Annotated in this window: 17 protein-coding genes; 10 read left to right on the top strand and 7 right to left on the bottom strand. The window is 46.7% G+C overall.

Features of this window, described 5'->3' with window-relative positions:
- Window positions 1-825 precede the first annotated feature (825 nt).
- Complete coding sequence (moaC, locus tag MJ764_RS01995; protein ID WP_239324177.1) at window positions 826-1,311, bottom strand: cyclic pyranopterin monophosphate synthase MoaC; 486 nt, start codon at window positions 1,309-1,311, stop codon at window positions 826-828.
- 70 nt (window positions 1,312-1,381) lie between these two features.
- On the opposite strand from moaC, the gene mog reads away from it, so the two are divergent.
- Complete coding sequence (mog, locus tag MJ764_RS01990) at window positions 1,382-1,957, top strand: molybdopterin adenylyltransferase (protein WP_239324175.1); 576 nt, start codon at window positions 1,382-1,384, stop codon at window positions 1,955-1,957.
- 413 nt (window positions 1,958-2,370) lie between these two features.
- Here mog and pntB read toward each other — a convergent pair whose 3' ends face one another.
- The 6 genes from pntB to queA all read right to left on the bottom strand — a co-directional run bounded on the left by pntB (window position 2,371) and on the right by queA (window position 8,689).
- Window positions 2,371-3,750, bottom strand: coding sequence for a Re/Si-specific NAD(P)(+) transhydrogenase subunit beta (gene pntB, locus MJ764_RS01985; protein ID WP_239324174.1), 1,380 nt, complete (start codon window positions 3,748-3,750; stop codon window positions 2,371-2,373).
- A 12-nt stretch (window positions 3,751-3,762) separates the two neighbouring features.
- Complete coding sequence (locus MJ764_RS01980; protein ID WP_239324173.1) at window positions 3,763-5,301, bottom strand: Re/Si-specific NAD(P)(+) transhydrogenase subunit alpha; 1,539 nt, start codon at window positions 5,299-5,301, stop codon at window positions 3,763-3,765.
- 309 nt (window positions 5,302-5,610) lie between these two features.
- On the bottom strand, window positions 5,611-6,552 hold the full coding sequence (locus MJ764_RS01975; RefSeq protein WP_239324171.1) for a siderophore ABC transporter substrate-binding protein: 942 nt from the start codon (window positions 6,550-6,552) through the stop codon (window positions 5,611-5,613).
- 148 nt (window positions 6,553-6,700) lie between these two features.
- The gene (gene sugE, locus MJ764_RS01970) at window positions 6,701-7,018 is read right to left on the bottom strand and encodes a quaternary ammonium compound efflux SMR transporter SugE (protein WP_100120589.1); all 318 of its coding nucleotides are present in this window, start codon (window positions 7,016-7,018) and stop codon (window positions 6,701-6,703) included.
- Between the two features lie 226 nt (window positions 7,019-7,244).
- Complete coding sequence (gene gloA / locus MJ764_RS01965; protein ID WP_239324170.1) at window positions 7,245-7,637, bottom strand: lactoylglutathione lyase; 393 nt, start codon at window positions 7,635-7,637, stop codon at window positions 7,245-7,247.
- Between the two features lie 11 nt (window positions 7,638-7,648).
- Window positions 7,649-8,689 (bottom strand): tRNA preQ1(34) S-adenosylmethionine ribosyltransferase-isomerase QueA, encoded by a 1,041-nt coding sequence (gene queA, locus MJ764_RS01960; protein WP_239324168.1) that lies wholly within the window; start codon window positions 8,687-8,689, stop codon window positions 7,649-7,651.
- 1,014 nt (window positions 8,690-9,703) lie between these two features.
- On the opposite strand from queA, the gene aroQ reads away from it, so the two are divergent.
- The 9 genes from aroQ (at window position 9,704) to ppk1 (ending at window position 18,426) form a co-directional block, all read left to right on the top strand.
- On the top strand, window positions 9,704-10,162 hold the full coding sequence (gene aroQ, locus MJ764_RS01955; RefSeq protein WP_239324167.1) for a type II 3-dehydroquinate dehydratase: 459 nt from the start codon (window positions 9,704-9,706) through the stop codon (window positions 10,160-10,162).
- Between the two features lie 41 nt (window positions 10,163-10,203).
- The gene (gene accB / locus MJ764_RS01950; protein ID WP_239324166.1) at window positions 10,204-10,668 is read left to right on the top strand and encodes an acetyl-CoA carboxylase biotin carboxyl carrier protein; all 465 of its coding nucleotides are present in this window, start codon (window positions 10,204-10,206) and stop codon (window positions 10,666-10,668) included.
- A gap of 46 nt (window positions 10,669-10,714) precedes the next feature.
- Entirely contained in the window at window positions 10,715-12,073 is a 1,359-nt protein-coding gene (accC, locus tag MJ764_RS01945; RefSeq protein WP_239324164.1) for an acetyl-CoA carboxylase biotin carboxylase subunit, read from the top strand.
- Window positions 12,074-12,163: 90 nt separating this feature from the next.
- Window positions 12,164-13,060: a 50S ribosomal protein L11 methyltransferase gene (gene prmA, locus MJ764_RS01940; protein ID WP_239324163.1), complete on the top strand. Its 897-nt coding sequence runs from the start codon at window positions 12,164-12,166 to the stop codon at window positions 13,058-13,060.
- Window positions 13,061-13,184: 124 nt separating this feature from the next.
- Window positions 13,185-13,985, top strand: a complete 801-nt coding sequence (locus tag MJ764_RS01935; protein ID WP_239324162.1) for a hypothetical protein — start codon at window positions 13,185-13,187, stop codon at window positions 13,983-13,985.
- Window positions 13,982-15,319 (top strand): amino-acid N-acetyltransferase, encoded by a 1,338-nt coding sequence (gene argA, locus MJ764_RS01930; protein WP_239324161.1) that lies wholly within the window; start codon window positions 13,982-13,984, stop codon window positions 15,317-15,319. Before MJ764_RS01935 ends, argA begins: the two co-directional genes overlap by 4 nt.
- A gap of 61 nt (window positions 15,320-15,380) precedes the next feature.
- Window positions 15,381-15,653 carry an oxidative damage protection protein gene (locus MJ764_RS01925; RefSeq protein ID WP_239324160.1) on the top strand — a complete coding sequence of 91 codons (273 nt, stop codon included), beginning with the start codon at window positions 15,381-15,383 and terminating at the stop codon, window positions 15,651-15,653.
- Between the two features lie 6 nt (window positions 15,654-15,659).
- On the top strand, window positions 15,660-16,277 hold the full coding sequence (locus tag MJ764_RS01920; RefSeq protein ID WP_239324159.1) for a serine acetyltransferase: 618 nt from the start codon (window positions 15,660-15,662) through the stop codon (window positions 16,275-16,277).
- A gap of 85 nt (window positions 16,278-16,362) precedes the next feature.
- Window positions 16,363-18,426 carry a polyphosphate kinase 1 gene (gene ppk1, locus MJ764_RS01915; RefSeq protein ID WP_239324157.1) on the top strand — a complete coding sequence of 688 codons (2,064 nt, stop codon included), beginning with the start codon at window positions 16,363-16,365 and terminating at the stop codon, window positions 18,424-18,426.
- Window positions 18,427-18,552: the final 126 nt, after the last annotated feature.

The following is an 18,552-nucleotide window of genomic DNA, read 5'->3' as shown; positions in this document are numbered from 1 at the left end:
TACTGGTGCAACATCAACTACTAGCACTACACTACAACTGCTCAATATGATATCTCTATAGGGTAAACGTTGATGATACCATGTCGTCATGTACAAGAAAATGATTGTACATGGGTTAATTTGCGCCTAAATCACCGTATATGCAATCAGGCAATCGTAAATTAACACGTAATATTACAACCATTGGTAAAGCTTGCTTTATATAAGGGGCAAGCTATAAACTATTATATGTGAACTTGTGTTAATCTTATAGCCTTTTTTTATAAAATAAACATAAGTTATTCTATAACTAAACTTGAATAGTTATTTATTTAAAACTGATTTTTCTGGTTTAACTTGGTACTTACTATCCTTTCAGTTCATAAAATTTGCGATATTCTAAATCTAAACTCAATTTGTACAACAAAAAACTTAAATTTATTTATACAAATTAATTTGTAAATACATTTGATTATATCATTAATTAATTATTAAGATTTATGGTTATTTTAATTTGAATTGGAATATTATTAAATCTTCATTTTAGTTTTACTTATCTTTTTTAATACAGATATTAAAAAAATTTTACTTCAAAGTTAAAAACAGTGCGCTGCGTAGCAGTATGATATATTTAAAACTTATTAGTCATTGAATGCTCTGTAGTTAATACTCAGATGAATAGACAGCTTCTGGATTATCGAGATATTTTATTCACGAAAGTTTGAAAGATTAAACGGCTTTTCCGGTTACGGAATGTTTTAAGTTCAATAAATTACCGTTACAGCTAAATGATTAGCGGCAGATGCAGCCAGTGATATTCACTAACTGCAAATGCTGATGATTATTCTAAGATTGACGCTGCCAACTGCCTGACTGACCACCTTCTTTATGTTGCAGGCAAATGTCACTGATGGTCATGCTGCGGTCTACTGCCTTGAGCATATCGTAGATAGTTAGCAGGCCGATGCTGGCAGCGGTTAAGGCTTCCATTTCCACGCCAGTCTGTCCCGTGTTTTCGGTTTGTACGCAGATGGTTATACTGCGCTTTTCGTCATCAAGATTAAAATCCACATTCACCCGGGTCAGGGCGATGGGGTGACATAAGGGAATGAGATTACTGGTTTGTTTGGCCGCCTGTATGGCAGCAATTCGAGCAACGCCTAGTACGTCGCCCTTTTTGCTGTTACCGCTAAGTATTTTGCTATAGGCGTTATCGTTGACACTAATCGTGCCGCTTGCAATGGCAATGCGCTTGCTGTGTGGCTTGGCACCTACGTCTACCATATGAGCTTCGCCACGGCTATTGAAATGAGTTAACTCGTCTGAATTCATCTTGCTTCACTGACAGGCTAAAAGGTCTATATTACAATAATTGCCTTTTTGCTGCTGGGGATGGTTTGATATGAGTACACTACCTTTATTAAAAATCGGTCTGGTTTCTATTAGTGACCGGGCATCTACTGGTGTCTATGCTGATCAGGGTTTGCCGGAACTGAAAAAATGGTTGCAGCGGGCGGTGTTGAATCCGCTGGAGCTGGTCGAACATCTGATACCGGATGAGCAGGCTCTGATTGAAAGTACGCTGACGCAGCTAGCGGACAAGGAAGCGTGCCCGCTGATTCTTACTACCGGTGGCACTGGCCCCTATCTGCGCGATGTGACACCGGAAGCAACGCTGGCAGTGGCTGACCGGGTAATTCCCGGCTTTGGCGAACTGATGCGGCAAATCAGTTTACACTTTACGCCCACGGCTATTCTGTCGCGTCAGGTAGGCGTATTGCGTGGTAACAGTCTGATTCTGAATTTACCCGGTAAACCATCTGCCATTGCCGAAACGCTGGGCGGGGTAAAGGATGAGCACGGTAAAACACTGATTCCGGGGATTTTTGCTTCGATACCGATTGCGGTGGATGCCGTTGGTGGCCCGCTGATTCAGACTGATGCGGATTTCTGTCCGGTGGTGTTGCCCAAGCGCTGACGTTGAGCTTTTGAAAGCGGCCAAGAACTGATTTTCAATTAACAATCTGATGTTTTCTGGTGAATTAGCGTATTATAGAAGATGATTGACTGCTTATTCTGGCTTTTGCTACCCACCAGCGAGCGCATGTCATCAAGTCTGTAGAAGATTTGCATAATCAGTTGCTTGAACATGACATGGTAGTAATAAAATGCCAAAACTAATGGCATGGTGGCAGACTGCTGCTTATGTGTAAGCCCCTTTTGGTTTGTTACAGGAGCTGTGTAGTCTGGCTTTACATAAAGTAGTGACAGTCGCACAGTGGTCATGTTGTATATTAAAGCTGTGACTGTACTGTAGCCACTACGGATAATTTTTTTAGCAATAAAAAAACAGTCTGGATAGTTTCCAGACTGTTTTTTTTTAACTACTGCTCAGATATTTTTATCCACTTCGTCCAGTGTTGCTTTGGCATCACCAAAACACATTCTGACATTTTCTTCATAAAACAGCGGATTATCTACACCTGCATAGCCAGACTGCATGGAACGCTTGAAGACAATTACATTTTTGGCTTTCCAGACATGCAGTACCGGCATACCGGCAATGGGGCTGCCCGGATCAGTAACCGCTGCCGGATTAACGGTATCATTGGCACCAATCACCAGTACCACGTCGGTATCATTGAAATCATCATTGATTTCGTCCATTTCCAGTACCACATCATAGGGTACTTTGGCCTCAGCCAACAGCACATTCATGTGTCCGGGCAGACGGCCGGCTACCGGATGAATGCCAAAGCGCACATTCACACCCTGCTGGCGCAATTTGGCCGTGATACTGGCCACTGCATTCTGAGCATGTGCCACAGCCATGCCATAGCCCGGGGTAATGATAACACTATGCGCATTTTTTAATGCTTCGGCTACCTGTTCCGGTTTGATTTCCTGCACTTCACCAGCAGGGGTATTGTCGCCACTGGCCGCTACGGGCGCTGTACCAAAGCCACCGCCAATCACCGCCAGAAACTTGCGGTTCATGGCCTGACACATGATATACGACAGGATAGCACCGGAAGAACCCACCAGTGCACCGGTAACAATCAGTAAATCATTGTCAAGCATAAAACCGGCAGCGGCAGCAGCCCAGCCTGAATAGGAGTTGAGCATGGAAATCACTACTGGCATATCCGCCCCGCCAATTGAAGCTACCAGATGGTAACCAAAGGCCAGTGCAATCAGGGTCATCACAATCAGCGCAAAGCCAGAACCATCCACACCCACAAACCACAGCATCAGCAGGAAAGACAATACCAGAGCTGCCAGATTAAGCAGATGGCGGTGTGGCAGTTGCAAGGGGCTGCTGGCAATTTTGCCATTCAGTTTGCCCCACGCCACCAGAGAGCCGCTAAATGTGACCGCACCAATAAATACGCCCAGAAAAACTTCAATCAGGTGAATGGTGAACATATCCGAATCTACATCGTGCGGGTCAATGTAGCTATTGAAACCTACCAGTACAGCGGCCAGACCAACAAAGCTGTGCAGCATGGCAATCAGCTCCGGCATCTGGGTCATCTCTACTTTTTTAGCCTGTTGCAGGCCAACTGCACCACCTATCACCATGGCAATAATCACCCAGCCCAATCCGTGCGCATCTTGGCTGAAAACAGTAGCAATCAGGGCGATGGCCATGCCGGCTATCCCCATATAGCAGCCACGTCTGGCACTTTCTTGCTGCGACAGTCCGGCCAGACTCAGAATAAACAATACGGCAGCAACGATGTAGGCGGCAGTTACGATACCTTGAGACATCCTGTTTCTCCCTTACTTACGAAACATATTGAGCATACGACGGGTAACAGCAAAGCCGCCGAAGATATTGACACTGACAATGGCCACTGCAATAAAGGCTAACAATGACACAAAACCATGTCCCTGCCCGATTTGCAGCAATGCCCCCAGTACAATAATGCCGGAAATGGCATTGGTTACCGACATTAACGGCGTATGCAGGGAATGATTCACATTCCATACCACAAAGTAGCCCACGACGCAGGACAGTACAAACACCATAAAGTGGTTGAGAAAGGCCACCGGCGCCACCGCGCCAACCCATAACACCAGCATAACGGCAATGGCCGCCCAAATGATTTTTTTCTTTGCCGTATCCGGCTGCACTGCCGGCGCAGTAGTGGTAGATGCTGCGGCTTTTGCTGCCGCTTTGGGTGCGGCAGACACCTGAATTGGTGGTGGCGGATACATGCTGTTGCCTTCATGGGTAACAGTCATGTTACGGATAATCACATCTTCAAAGTTCAGTGCTAATTCGCCATCTTTATTCGGCGTGAGTAATTTAGCCAGATTAACCAGATTGGTGCCATATAATTGTGAGGACTGTCCAGCCAGCCGGTTGGCCATATCGGTATAGCCGATTATTTTCACGCCATTGGCTGTGGTAATAATTTTACCGGGCTCGGTATATTCGCAGTTACCGCCAGTTGCAGCAGCCAGATCAACGATTACCGAACCTTCGTGCATGCTGTCTACCATGTCGCGGGTAATCAGTTTTGGAGCTGGTTTGCCCGGAATCGCGGCCGTGGTAATGATGATATCAACCTGTCTGGCCTGTTCGGCAAACAGTTTCATTTCTGCTTCAATGTAGGCAGCACTCATGGTTTTGGCGTAGCCGTCACCACTGCTGCTTTCTTCTTCCTGATAGTCCAGATGCAGGAAATTACCGCCCATGGATTCAATCTGATCAGCCACTTCCGGTCGGGTATCAAAAGCATTGACTACGGCACCAAGCTGGCGCGCAGTACCAATGGCGGCCAGACCAGCCACACCGGCGCCGATGACCAGTACTTCAGCCGGTGGTACTTTACCGGCAGCAGTAATCTGACCGGTAAAAAAACGGCCAAAGTTTTCCGCAGCTTCGATAACAGCGCGATAGCCACTGATATTGGCCATTGAAGACAGTGCGTCCATTGCCTGCGCACGCGAAATGCGTGGAACCATATCCATGGCCAGCACGGTAATTTTTTTCGCCTGCAACTGTTCAAGCAGTTCTGGCTGCTGTGCCGGCATAATAAAGCTGACCAGAATCGTACCTTCATTCATGGCCGCAATTTCATCAGTATTGGGCGCGTTTACCTTAAATATCAGCGGGCACTGCCAGACGGTTGCAGCATCAGCCACGGTTGCACCGGCTTCATGGTACAGTCCGTCAGACAAACTGGCCGCTTTGCCGGCATCATGTTCAATAACAACTTCATGCCCCAATTTAATTAGCTGGGTAACGGTTTTCGGCGTAGCCGCTACTCTGGTTTCACCGGCAAGAGATTCGCGTGGAATACCTATCTTCATTCTTATTCCTTTCCGAGGAAGGTGCCGTAAAAATCAATTTTTTTGACAGTAAGTGATATGCCATCAGGCCACTGGCAGGCCAGACCAGCAATATTCTATGCTGTTTTTACAACCGCTATAGTATCGAAAACAGGGCAATAAAACCGCAATGATGGCGTTATTTCTGTCTGATTTAAAAAATTTAACAATAACATCAAACTGACGCAGATAAAAGTCAAATATCCGCTTCAGGAAGAATAGACACGTACATAATACAAAAAAACCAGCCATTAGTAGTAATGGCTGGCTTTTGCTTGGTATTTTGTGATGTTAATTAATGTTGTTCAAAGGTTTCACGACTTCATCAATCTGCTGGTTCAAACTTTCCAGCCCATTACCAGACAAATACCATAAATCGGCACTGAGATAGACTACTTTTGTACCGATACGCTGCAATACCTTGTCATCAAAATAGTCATTGCGCAGCGGTGTTTTGCCGATGGCTTTACTGCGGTCAACAATATAAATGATATCTGGATGGTATTGGTTGATAAACTGGCTATCCACCATTACTGGCGCAGGCCTGCCATTATCAGCGATAGCAGGTGTGGGCAGCGCATCCGCAGCCACAGCACGTTTAATTTTCAGTTCATCAAAAATCAGTGCCGGATAAGTGCCCTGATTCATCAGCATAACATGGCCGTCATTATGCAGCACCACGATGGCTTTTTGGTCTGAATGCTGTGCCAGCTCGCGGGCTGCACTCATTTTCAAGTCTAATGCTTTCACGTGTTGTTGCGCCAGTGTTTCCTTACCGGCAATTTTTCCCAACAGGCGGATTTGCTTTTTCACATCTTCATAATAATGCCCATCTGCGGCATTAACTGAATAATTCAGGGTAGGAGCAATGGCACTTAAATCTTTATAGAAAGCATTCTGGCGTCCGCTCATAATAATCAGGTCTGGTTTGAGTGCCTGAATGGCGGCAATATCCGGCTCTTTCATCTGGCCTGCATTTTGTACCTGATCGTTCTGATACTGGTGTAGATAACTGGGTATGCTTTGCTCTGGCACAGCAACTACCCGGTCACCGACACGAAGTGCATCCAAGGTATCCAGTGCACCAAAATCCATTACCACAATTTTTTGTGGTTCAGCCGGCAGCTTAATTTCCCCACTTGTCTGCGTTACCGTAACTGGTGTTGTACTTTGACAGGCACTCAGCCCCAAAGCTAATGCAGATAACACAGCCATCGCCAAGATTTTTTTCATGACAAACCACCTCTTTGCGTTAAATAATGATAATAATTATTATTTATATTCAGGCAAAAGTCCAGCCTGTTGGTCGTCATTAATGGCTATAGGCTATAAACAGATGATTTTTAGCAGATACTGGCAAACAGCCAAACACGGCAATGCTTTAGTGGGCACCAAATTTCAGCCCGATGATACCGATAATAATCAGTCCCAAACTAATCAGACGCATGACGCCGGCCGGTTCCCTAAAAACGATAATACCCACAATGGTTGCACCCACTGCACCAATCCCTGTCCATACCGCATAGGCGGTCCCTACCGGCAAGGAGCGCATCGACTGTGCCAGTAGCAGAAAACTGCCAACCAAAGCCACCAGCGTAATGATGCTGGGTGTCAGTTTAGTGAAATTCTGTGAGTATTTAAGACCAATGGCCCAGACTACTTCCAGTAATCCGGCCAGTAATAATGACAGCCAAGCCATGATTGTTCCTGTACAGGCTAATGCAGGCCGTCCTGCATGAGAATTTACCGGCCGGGTCGTCCCAGACCGGATGCATAAGCATGTGAATAACCGCATCATAGTAGGCTGACAAAACCAGCGTCAAGCACTGAAAAACCATGGTGATGCAGCAACAGACGGCAGCACGGCCATCTGGCGTAATCTTAGCAGTTGGTGGCACTTTAGGGCTTAAAGCACCGCCGGCTGATTATGCAGGTTTGTTTTTCTGGATAAATTCAATTTTATAGCCATCCGGGTCTTCCACAAACGCGATTACTGTCGTGCCATGCTGCATGGGACCGGCCTCGCGTGTTACCCGACAGCCCTTGGCGCGCACAGCATCACAGGCAGCATAAGCATCATCTACCTCAATAGCAATATGGCCGTATCCGCTACCCAGCTCATAGGCATGGGTATCCCAGTTATGGGTTAATTCCAGCACGGTGCTATTGGATTCTTCACCATAACCGACAAAGGCCAGAGTAAAACGGCCGCCGGGAAAATCTTCGCGCCGCAGCAGCTTCATGCCTAACACATCCTGGTAAAACGCCAGTGATTTATCCAGATCGCCTACGCGCAGCATAGTGTGTAACATTCTCATGATTTGTTCCTTTATTCTGTTTTTGTTTGCGCCAGATTACCCAGCAGCATGGCATCGCCATAACTGAAAAAACGGTATTGTGCTGCTATGGCATGCTGGTAAATGGCACGGATTTCATCATAACCGCTAAAAGCACTCACCAGCATCAGTAACGTTGATTTGGGCAGGTGAAAGTTGGTAATCATGCGGTCGATGACTTTAAACTGATAACCGGGGGTAATAAATATACTGGTATCCCCCTGCCCGGCCTGCAATTTCCCACTGCGCGCAGCAGATTCCAGTGCGCGTACTGCGGTGGTACCCACTGCCCAGACTTTATTACCCCGTGCATGCGCAGCTTCTATTTCTGCCACGACCGTTTCACTCACGTCATACCATTCACTGTGCATATGATGCTCGGCAATATTCTCTACCCGCACCGGCTGAAAAGTACCTGCACCCACATGCAGGGTTACTTCGGCCAGATGCACGCCTTTATTGCGCAATTGTTGCATAATAGTATCAGTAAAATGCAAACCGGCAGTCGGCGCAGCCACCGCGCCTTCATGCTTGGCATACACTGTCTGGTAACGTTCATCATCGTCATTATCGGCTGAACGGGTAATGTATGGCGGTAAAGGCAGATGCCCGTGAGCGGCCAGCAGCTCCCATACTGTCTGGCTGCCGGCAAAGCGCAGCACAAATAGCTCACCCTGACGTGCCTGCATCTGTGCATGTAGGCCACCTTCAAAAATCAGCTCCGTACCCGGTTTGGGCGATTTGGATGAACGCACATGTGCCAGCGCGGTATGCGCATCCAGCACGCGTTCAATCAACGCTTCAATCTGGCCGCCACTGGCCTTGTGGCCAAACAGACGGGCTTTCATTACACGGGTATTGTTAAATACCAATACGTCACCGGCTGCAATATAGTCAGCCAGCCGGGTAAATTCACTGTCTGCCGGCTGTTGCCCGGGCAGGGCAACCAGCAAACGGCTGCTGCCACGCACGGCCGGCGGATGTTGCGCAATCAGTTCTGGCGGCAAATCAAAATCAAAATCATTAATATGCATGTACTAGTGCCTGAAAACGGCAAAAGACGTATTATATGCCTGCTGCGGTAAGCTGCGAAGCAGTAGCACCCGATAGTATGCTGGCCAGAGGCCAATTAGCCGGTTTTCCAGAAATCAATGTTATCTAAAGTATTTTTATAATTAATATTGTTTTTAATTTTGAAATTTATTCTTAAATCATAGCTTTATCCTATCGTAGCTGACACCATAACAGACCACCAAATATTAATTATTTTTTTAAATAATCATCACAAAAAAAACGATAGGTTCTTAAATTAACAACATGATTTAATTATATTATTCATCCACTCAATACCGCTAGCAAGTATGAAACCATGGAAAGACGAAATTTAAACTGACTCAATAAGCTACCTGAACAGTAAACAAAGATATTATATTTAATCATTGTTTTATTCCTTACTTCTTACTCTATTATCTATTTAAAATCGCTAATATATTATTTAATGCAGCTTGGTTATGATGAAATTACAAACATTATCTGGCGCGAAGACAGAAAAAACTTGGCAAATTATAAAACTGTTACTGTTCATGCTCTAAAAGGTTGATGTATTTTAATAATGACAAAATCATTATTTATTAATAGCGGATATTTTTATTTTCACAATAATCCTGTTGGTAAAGTTATACTAAAAGACAAACCTGATTATATCTGGGACGGAAAAATTCTAACTGAGAACGAGTTAGCAGTTAAGAATATTGCAGAAGGTTTTGTTTATTATTATGACTAAACCATAGATGATCAAATTATCATTTGATAAAAGAAGATTCGATTATTCTGCATTTATCAGCTTGCCTGACATTTATATTTCTACCCTCTCAACTCCTGCCATCATTTCAGACAAAAATTTAAGTAGTGTGCACGCAGAATAAGGCTGCCAGACTACAATCTGTATAGAAGAACTGCATTTACACAGCGAAATAAATACGAAAACACTGGACATCTGCGCGCATTTTCGGCAAAAATGACGCAATTTTGCTAAAATCAATAAATCTATGAGTGCCTCTATTCTGGTTTTAAACGGCCCCAATCTTAATCTTTTGGGCGTGCGTGAACCGCATATATATGGTTATACCACACTGGCAGACATCAATCAGAAGCTGCAGGTACAGGCACAGGCAGCCGGCATGACGCTGGAAACTCTGCAAAGCAATGCTGAACATGTTCTGACAGAACGCATTCAGGCGGCTTTAACTGATGATACCCGGTTCATTATCATTAATCCGGGGGCATTTACTCATACCAGTGTTGCCATCCGTGATGCTTTTGCTGCTGCCGGTAAACCATTTATTGAGGTACATATTTCCAATGTACATGCCCGCGAAGCTTTCCGGCGCCATTCCTATCTGTCCGATATTGCCATGGGCGTAATCTGTGGTCTGGGCGTATACGGTTACGAAGCGGCATTACATCGGGCAATTGAATACATTCAAGAGACCAGCCGCCAACACTAATACCTATTGCGGTCAAGTCCAAACACACAAGGGTTCATAATATGGATTTACGTAAACTGAAAAAACTCATTGATTTGGTAGAAGAATCCGGCATTGCCGAAATCGAAGTTACCGAAGGTGAGGAAAAAGTACGCATTACCCGTACTACTGCGGCAACCCAGCCAATATATGCGGCGCCGATGCAGCAACAGCCTGCTATGATGGCAGCACCGGCAGCAGCCACAGAAACGACAGCAACTGCGTCTGCACCAGAAGCTGCCGCCCCCGACCTGAGCAAAGCGGTAAAATCACCGATGGTCGGCACATTTTACCGTGCAGCCAGCCCCACTTCCGCACCGTTTGTTGAAGTGGGTCAGACGGTTAATGCTGGTGATACCCTGTGTATCATTGAAGCCATGAAACTGATGAATGAAATCGAAGCTGATCACAGTGGCGTAGTGAAAGAAATTCTTATAGCTAATGGGCAGCCTGTTGAATTCGGTGAACCGCTGTTTATTATTGAGTAATCCTTAATATCAGTAATATTTCCCGTTTCTTACAAGGTATTGCCTTATGTTAAAAAAAGTTCTTATTGCCAATCGTGGCGAAATTGCACTGCGCATTCTGCGCGCCTGCCACGAGCTGGGTATTGCAACAGTAGCTGTGCATTCGGAAGCCGACAGTGATGCCTTACATGTGAAACTGGCAGATGAATCTGTGTGTATTGGCCCGGCCAGCTCTGCTCAGAGTTATCTGAATATTCCTGCCCTGATTTCCGCAGCCGAAGTTACCGATGCGGATGCCATTCATCCGGGCTATGGTTTTCTGGCTGAAAATGATGGTTTTGCCGAACAGGTGGAACAGTCCGGTTTTGTATTTATCGGCCCACGTCCGGAAACCATCCGCCATATGGGTGACAAGGTTTCTGCCAAAAAGGCCATGCAGGCTGCGGGGGTGCCTTGTGTACCCGGTTCAGACGGTGCTTTGCCCGAAGACGCGCATGAAATTGAAAAAATCGGTGCGCAAGTTGGCTATCCGGTGATTATTAAGGCTTCCGGTGGTGGTGGCGGTCGCGGTATGCGCGTGGTGGAAAAAGCTGAAGACCTGCTGGCTGCGGTAGAAATGACCCGCACCGAAGCTGGCGCAGCTTTTGGCAATCCAGCCGTGTATATGGAGCGTTATCTGCAAAAACCGCGCCATATTGAAATCCAGATATTATGTGATGAGCATGGCAATGCCATCTATCTGGGTGAACGTGACTGCTCTATGCAGCGACGCCATCAGAAAGTAATTGAAGAAGCGCCAGCGCCGTTTATCACACCAGAAGAACGGGAACGTATTGGTACTGCCTGTGTGGCTGCCTGTAAGCGCATTGGCTACCGTGGTGCAGGTACTTTTGAATTTCTGTATGAAGACGGCGAATTTTTCTTCATTGAAATGAATACCCGTGTACAGGTAGAGCATGCTATTACCGAGCTGATTACCGGTGTGGATATTGTGCAGGAGCAAATCCGTGTTGCCTCCGGCCTGCCGTTATCCTATACCCAAGCTGATATTCGCTTACAGGGACATGCTTTCGAGTGCCGGATTAATGCTGAAGACCCGTACACATTTGTCCCCAGCCCGGGGCTGATTACCAGTTGCCACCAGCCCGGCGGCAATGGCGTGCGCATCGACAGCCATATTTATCAAGGCTACACCGTACCGCCCTACTACGACAGTATGATTGGTAAAGTCTGTACTCACGGGCGTAACCGCGAAGAAGCCATTGCTAAAATGCGTGTAGCGCTGCGGGAGCTGGCCATTACGGGCATTAAAACCAATACCAACCTGCATCGCGATATTTTTGCTGATCCGGGCTTTATTCAGGGTGGTGAAAGTATTCATTATCTTGAACAATGGTTACAAAAACACAAAGAAGCACAAAAATAATTTACAATATGCGTACATTGCGCTTTTGTCTGCAGGCAGCCGCAGTGGCTGCCTGAAGTTTTATAAAAAATCCACACACGGTAAAAAGCCATGCACTACCAACAAGTTGTTATCACAGTTACACAGGGGCAGGTCGATAAGCTCTCCGATGCACTAATTGAAAATGGCGCATTGAGTACCGCTATTGAAGATGCCAATGCCGGTAATGATAATGAGCAGCCTATTTTTGGCGAACCAGATATGCCCACCGAGCAGGTATGGCTGCAAAGCAATATTGTGGCATTATTTGATGAAAATGCCGATATTGAAGCCATCGTATCTGCTGCTGCACGCGATTGTGCCATTGACATGCCACATTATTATCTGGAAACCATTCCCGAGCAGGACTGGGTACGACTGACACAATCACAGTTTGATCCGATTCAGATTTCTTCCCGCTTGTGGATTACGCCGTCGTGGCACAATCAGCCAACCGAGCCAGATGTGATTAATCTGCAACTGGACCCCGGGCTGGCGTTTGGTACGGGCAGCCACCCCACTACCCACTTGTGTCTGCAATGGCTAGATAAACAAGTGCGTGGTGGTGAAACCCTGCTTGACTATGGCTGTGGTTCCGGCATTCTGGCAATCGCAGCACTGAAACTGGGGGTTGGCCGAGCCTGTGGTGTAGACATCGACCCGCAGGCCATACGCGCTAGTCAGGATAATGCGCTACAGAATCAGGTAGATGCCGAGTTTTTTCTACCGGATGACCTGCCCGCCGAACAGCAGTTCGATATTGTCATCGCCAATATTCTGGCCAATCCGCTGCGCCTGCTGGCACAAATGCTGGCTGAGCGTACCCGTACTGGTGGCGAAATTGTATTATCAGGTATTCTGGCTGAACAAACGGAAGAGCTGAGTGAAATTTATTGCCAGTGGTTTGATTTAAATCCACCCAGAACACTGGATGGCTGGGTATGCATTAGTGGTCGTAAAAGGGCATAATCACCCGGCACTGCCATTTGTCTAACAGCACTGATACGACACGCTAACGCAATTTAACGGCTATCCGCTTTTGACAGTACTGAATTTCCTCCTTTTTTAACTATTTTGGTTTGCTGAAATAATCATGTCTAAAACAATTACTGTTATTTGTCCCAAATGCCATGCAGAAAATACCGTAATGACACCGCCACGCGATGGAGGACGTGTTGTGTGTCGTCAGTGTCAGTACAAATTTACTGTTGTATCCAAAATCCGCACCAACAAAAATGTTACCCCGCAGCCTGCGCCCAGCAAAAACGGTCATTCTGATTCTGACCAGCCGGTATTGAGTGCCGAGGAAGTCATAGATATGCTGAGCAACGCACTGAGCCAGACCGTCGCCCCCAAACGCGCGCAGACGCAAATTTATACCAGTGCACCCACACCCAAAAATACCGCTGTTATCGATAAGCGGCCGAATCTGAATACTTTGTTAAATCAGGTGGCCAATAAAGTTGAAATCCGCCAGCCTACAGTAGCAGAACCGGAACCAGAACATTTATCAACGCCGCAGCCACAATTAGCTAGCAGTGAACTGCTACGTAATCCTGCTTTTGCACAGGTTTCGGTAAAAGAAACATCGGCTACTACCAATACACCGGTACATGTGCCGGAGGAAAGCACGACCAATATATCCATGAACAGTAATGTGAATAACCTGAATAATCTTGTTTTTACCTTACTGCCTAATGACAACACAAATCAGGCAGATGTACCATTGCTGCTTAATGATGCTATCGAAAAAACCGATGCCATCCATGCCAAAACAGAATTCCTGCACCACCAGCAGGACAAATTATCCAAAGAATTTAACTGGACTCTGGCCACAATTGTTGCGTTAACGGTACTGATGATGCAGTTATTTTATTTAATGGCAGTAAAATGAGTATGCCTGTAGGTAATCGAGAATTTTTTCACAATAACCGTTTTATTCACGATTTTCGTCAGGCTTCTCCTTATATTCACCACCTTAACGGCAAGACTCTGGTGCTGGCCATCAGCAGTCATGTTCTGGTAAGTGACAAACTGGCGGCATTGGCGGCCGATATACTGTTACTCACCAGTCTGGGCATGCGTCTGGTCATCATTCACGGTTGCAGTCAATATATTCAGGCCATAGCCGGTCGCAGCACTGCCGTGAGCATCGATGAAAATCCTATTACCGATGGAACCGTTCTCGAACTGGTAAAACAGGCCAGTGGCATAGCACGCTTTAATCTGGAAGCAGCATTGTCGATGATACCGACACAGGTAATGGAACACAGCGCACCCAATGTACGCATTGCTGGTGGCAATTTTCTGCGCGCCAAACCACTAGGCGTGATTAATGGTATTGATATGTGCTATAGCGGCTGTGTACGCAAGGTGGATGCTGCTGCCATTGAGGAGCGTCTGGCACACAATCAGCTAGTATTAATCAGCCCGATTGGCCACTCACTCAGTGGCCAGTCTTATCGTTTACAGGTAAATGAAGTTGCTCAGGCTGTTGCCGAAGCGATTAGTGCAGAAAAACTGATTTTTCTGGGCACACAACAAGGCTTACTGGATGAACAGCAGCAAACCATCAGTGAACTGAATTGTATTGAAATCGGTCAGCTTCTGGCCAGAAACATCACCGATAAACGCCAGACGGAACTGTTGCAGACTGCGGCACATGTACTTGAACATGGCGTGCAACGCGTGCACGTTCTTTCCGGCCTACAAGACGGCAGCCTGCTACAGGAATTATTTACCCGCGAAGGCAGTGGCACTGCTATGGCCAAAGCGCCGTTCATGCGTATCCGCCCGGCTGAAAACAAGGACATCGGCGAAATTCTGCAACTGATTGCTCCATTAGAAACTGCCGGTATTCTACTGTCGCGCGATAGTGAGTACATGGAAAACCATATCCATGAATTTTCCGTGCTGGAACAGGATTGCTATGTTTATGGCTGCGTAGCTCTGCATGTTTATCCCAAGGAAAATGCTGGTGAGCTGGCCTGCCTGATTGTTTCCCCAGATGCGCGTGCGCGCGGCTACGGCGATCTGCTGCTGGCACATGTCATCAAACAGGCACAAGAGTTACAGCTACAGGAACTGTTTGCCCTGAGCACCCATACCGGCGACTGGTTTGTCGAACGCGGCTTTAGCAGTGCCACACTGGCACAATTACCGGCAGAGCGGCAGCAGCAGTACACCAGCAATAAACGCCGTTCGAAAATATTTCGCCGCCAGCTTTGAACGCTAGCAGCAAAATCTTTTACAATCTACCCTTTTCTCTGATTGCCACTAAGGAAGACTCATGAGTCATACAGTGCATTGCGTCAAACTGGGCAAAGAAGCACCCGGCTTGAAATTTCCGCCATTTCCCAATGAACTGGGTAAACGCATTTACGATAACGTATCACAGGAAGCATGGGACGGCTGGTTACGATATCAGACCATGATTATTAATGAAAACCGCCTCAGTTTGGCCGACCCACGTGCCCGCCAGTATATTACCCAACAAATGGAAAATTATTTCTTCGGCGCGGGTGCCGACCAAATCAGCGGCTATACTCCGCCACAGGAATAAAATCTAATGGCTGTTCGACTGTATGCAGATGAACAGCTTTTTTTATTTGTCCAATACCTTGTTACAGCTTTTATGGTTATACAGCTTATTAAAAGTGATTTATTTCGTTATAGCGGCCGTACTGACTGGCGCACACTTATACGCTACTACTTTTGTAACCGGGGCTTTCGCTTTTCTTGCTGGCTAAGACTGGCTGCTGCACCGGGAATCTGGCGCAAACTGGCCTATCCGATGTATGTTTGGCAGAAACGCCGCAGTGGAATCATCATCAGCCCGCGCACTCCTATTGGCTACGGGTTGTATATCGGCCACGGCGGGCCACTGATTATTAATAGCAGTGCCCGGCTGGGTAATAATATCAATCTTTCCCCCTATACCGTAATTGGCGCCAACAATGGACTGGCTGCCGTTATTGGTGACAATGTCTATATCGGCCCCAATTGTAATCTGATTGAAAATGTCTGCATCGGTGATAATGCCACCATTGGTGCCGGTAGTGTTGTCACCAAAAATATTCCGGCAAATGCAACTGCTGCAGGTAATTACGCTAAAGTATTGAATTATCAAAATCCAGGCCAGTTTATTCACAATCGCTGGCCACCAAAGAACACACACGACGCTTGACCAGCGCACGAAACAGTGCCAAGGTTAGTAAAATAATACCAAACTGACACACCCTTACTCCTAATAACAGACACAGGTATGTCCCATGTCCAAAATTCAGCCACACTTACTTTGCCGTGAACTTAGTCTGCTGGCATTCAATCGTCGTGTACTGGCACAGGCACAGGATACACAGGTACCCCTGCTCGAACGTTTACGTTTCTTATGCATTGTTTCTTCCAATCTGGATGAATTCTTTGAAGTACGCATGGCATGGCTGCGCCGTACCCGCCAGCTCTCGCCCCATATTCCGCTGGCCAATGGCGAATTGCCGGATACTGTTATCACCAATGTCACCAAACAGGCACATGCCATCATTGCCGAACAATACCGCCTGTTTAACGACGAGCTGATTCCGGCCTTACGCAATGAAGGTATATCGTTTTATCCGCGCAGCGCATGGAGTGAGGCGCAACGCCAGTGGGTGGCTGATTATTTCCAGTATGAACTGCTACCCATCCTTACCCCCATTGGACTGGATCCATCTCACCCTTTTCCACGTTTACTTAATAAATCACTGAATTTTGCTGTAGAGCTGGAAGGTAAAGATGCTTTCGGCCGGACTGGAGGCATGGCAATTGTTCAGGCGCCGCGTATTCTGCCACGGGTATTGAAAATGCCCAAAGAATTATGCAATGGCCACGATGGTTTTGTTTTTCTGTCTTCAATCCTGCATGCCCATGTACATACGCTGTTCACAGGTATGACTGTCAAAGGCTGCTACCAGTTCCGTATTACCCGCGACAGCGATTTAAGCGTGGACGAAGAAGATTTAGAAAACCTGCGCACCGCCATTGCCGGTGAGTTGCAGGGACGCCAGTATGGAGAGGGTGTGCGCTTAGAAGTAGCAGACAACTGTCCGGCACATGTTTACGACTTCCTCCTCAGTCATTTCCATCTGGGACGTGATGAGCTGTATCGGGTGAATGGACCGGTGAATCTGGTACGCCTGATGGCCGTACCGGACATGGTTGAACGCAACGATTTAAAATTTCCACCATTTATTCCCGGTACGCCGGCCATGCTGAATAAAAATCGCGACCTGTTCAGTATTATCAGCCAGCGCGATATTCTGCTCTACCACCCCTATCAGTCTTTCGAACCAACAGTGCGTCTGATTCAGGAGGCAGCAGATGACCCTCAGGTTATTGCCATTAAAATGACTATCTACCGCACCGGCAGCAACTCCGATCTGGTGAAGGCACTGATGAAAGCAGCACTGACCGGTAAACAGGTTACGGTAGTAGTTGAACTGATGGCACGTTTTGACGAAGAAACCAATCTGAACTGGGCCAGCCAGCTAGAAGCTGCTGGTGCTCACGTAGTCTATGGCGTATTCGGCTACAAGGTTCATGCAAAAATGGCATTGATTGTGCGCCGCGAAGACGGCAAACTGAAACGCTATGCACATATCAGCACCGGTAACTACCATCAAGGTACTAGCCGCATTTATACCGATTTGGGACTCATGACCTGCAACCCGGACATCAGTGTTGATGTCAATACTGTGTTTATGGAAATTACAGGGCTGGGGCAACCCAATCACCTGAATAAAATAGCCCAAAGCCCGTTCACACTACACAAAATGCTGCTCGAGAGCATTAATAATGAAATCGAACAGGCAAAAGCCGGCAAAACAGCACGTATTATTGCCAAAATGAACGCTCTGGTCGAACCCACTATGGTGGATGCCCTGTATGCAGCCAGTCAGGCTGGCGTGCAGATAGAGCTGATTGTGCGCGGAATGTGTGTACTGCGCCCGGGCGTTAAAGGGCTATCGGAAAATATTCGGGTTCGTTCCATTGTCGGCCGCTTGCTGGAGCATGCGCGGGTATTTTATTTTGAAAATGGTGGTGACACCAAAGTATGGATATCCAGTGCCGACTGGATGGGGCGCAATCTGTTCCGCCGTGTAGAAATTTGCACACCAATTGAAACACCTGAGCTAAAACAACGTATAATCAAGGAAACGCTGATGCTCGCTTTGGCTGATAATCAGTGTGCATGGCTGATGCAGCCGGACGGCCGGTATCAGCGTGTTAAAGCAGCAGACAATGAATCTGTATCCAATATGCAAAATATGCTGATTGAGCGTTATCGCCAACAATAGTGTGGTTATCAATCACAAATCCGTATGGCCGGTCAGAATACTGAGGCAAATATGCAGTAAGCAGTTTAGCCAGTGCCATGGCAAAAAAAAGCAAGGTAATCCATCCGGATACCTTGCTTTTCGTTT

Origin of the sequence: Snodgrassella gandavensis (assembly GCF_914768025.1) — a bacterium.
GTDB classification, from domain to species: domain Bacteria; phylum Pseudomonadota; class Gammaproteobacteria; order Burkholderiales; family Neisseriaceae; genus Snodgrassella; species Snodgrassella gandavensis.
The sequence above is the reverse complement of the archived record's forward strand: the minus strand, read 5'-3'. Positions and strand labels throughout refer to the sequence as shown.

Coding starts and splice junctions, on each gene's coding strand:
- ppk1 (WP_239324157.1), top strand. CDS start 16,363: ATGTCCAAAATTCAGCCACACTTACTTTGCCGTGAACTTAGTCTGCTG.
- argA (WP_239324161.1), top strand. CDS start 13,982: ATGAGTATGCCTGTAGGTAATCGAGAATTTTTTCACAATAACCGTTTT.
- moaC (WP_239324177.1), bottom strand. CDS start 1,311: ATGAATTCAGACGAGTTAACTCATTTCAATAGCCGTGGCGAAGCTCAT.
- pntB (WP_239324174.1), bottom strand. CDS start 3,750: ATGTCTCAAGGTATCGTAACTGCCGCCTACATCGTTGCTGCCGTATTG.
- queA (WP_239324168.1), bottom strand. CDS start 8,689: ATGCATATTAATGATTTTGATTTTGATTTGCCGCCAGAACTGATTGCG.
- MJ764_RS01925 (WP_239324160.1), top strand. CDS start 15,381: ATGAGTCATACAGTGCATTGCGTCAAACTGGGCAAAGAAGCACCCGGC.
- sugE (WP_100120589.1), bottom strand. CDS start 7,018: ATGGCTTGGCTGTCATTATTACTGGCCGGATTACTGGAAGTAGTCTGG.
- MJ764_RS01975 (WP_239324171.1), bottom strand. CDS start 6,552: ATGAAAAAAATCTTGGCGATGGCTGTGTTATCTGCATTAGCTTTGGGG.
- mog (WP_239324175.1), top strand. CDS start 1,382: ATGAGTACACTACCTTTATTAAAAATCGGTCTGGTTTCTATTAGTGAC.
- MJ764_RS01980 (WP_239324173.1), bottom strand. CDS start 5,301: ATGAAGATAGGTATTCCACGCGAATCTCTTGCCGGTGAAACCAGAGTA.
- accC (WP_239324164.1), top strand. CDS start 10,715: ATGTTAAAAAAAGTTCTTATTGCCAATCGTGGCGAAATTGCACTGCGC.
- MJ764_RS01935 (WP_239324162.1), top strand. CDS start 13,185: ATGTCTAAAACAATTACTGTTATTTGTCCCAAATGCCATGCAGAAAAT.
- MJ764_RS01920 (WP_239324159.1), top strand. CDS start 15,660: ATGGCTGTTCGACTGTATGCAGATGAACAGCTTTTTTTATTTGTCCAA.
- prmA (WP_239324163.1), top strand. CDS start 12,164: ATGCACTACCAACAAGTTGTTATCACAGTTACACAGGGGCAGGTCGAT.
- aroQ (WP_239324167.1), top strand. CDS start 9,704: ATGAGTGCCTCTATTCTGGTTTTAAACGGCCCCAATCTTAATCTTTTG.
- accB (WP_239324166.1), top strand. CDS start 10,204: ATGGATTTACGTAAACTGAAAAAACTCATTGATTTGGTAGAAGAATCC.
- gloA (WP_239324170.1), bottom strand. CDS start 7,637: ATGAGAATGTTACACACTATGCTGCGCGTAGGCGATCTGGATAAATCA.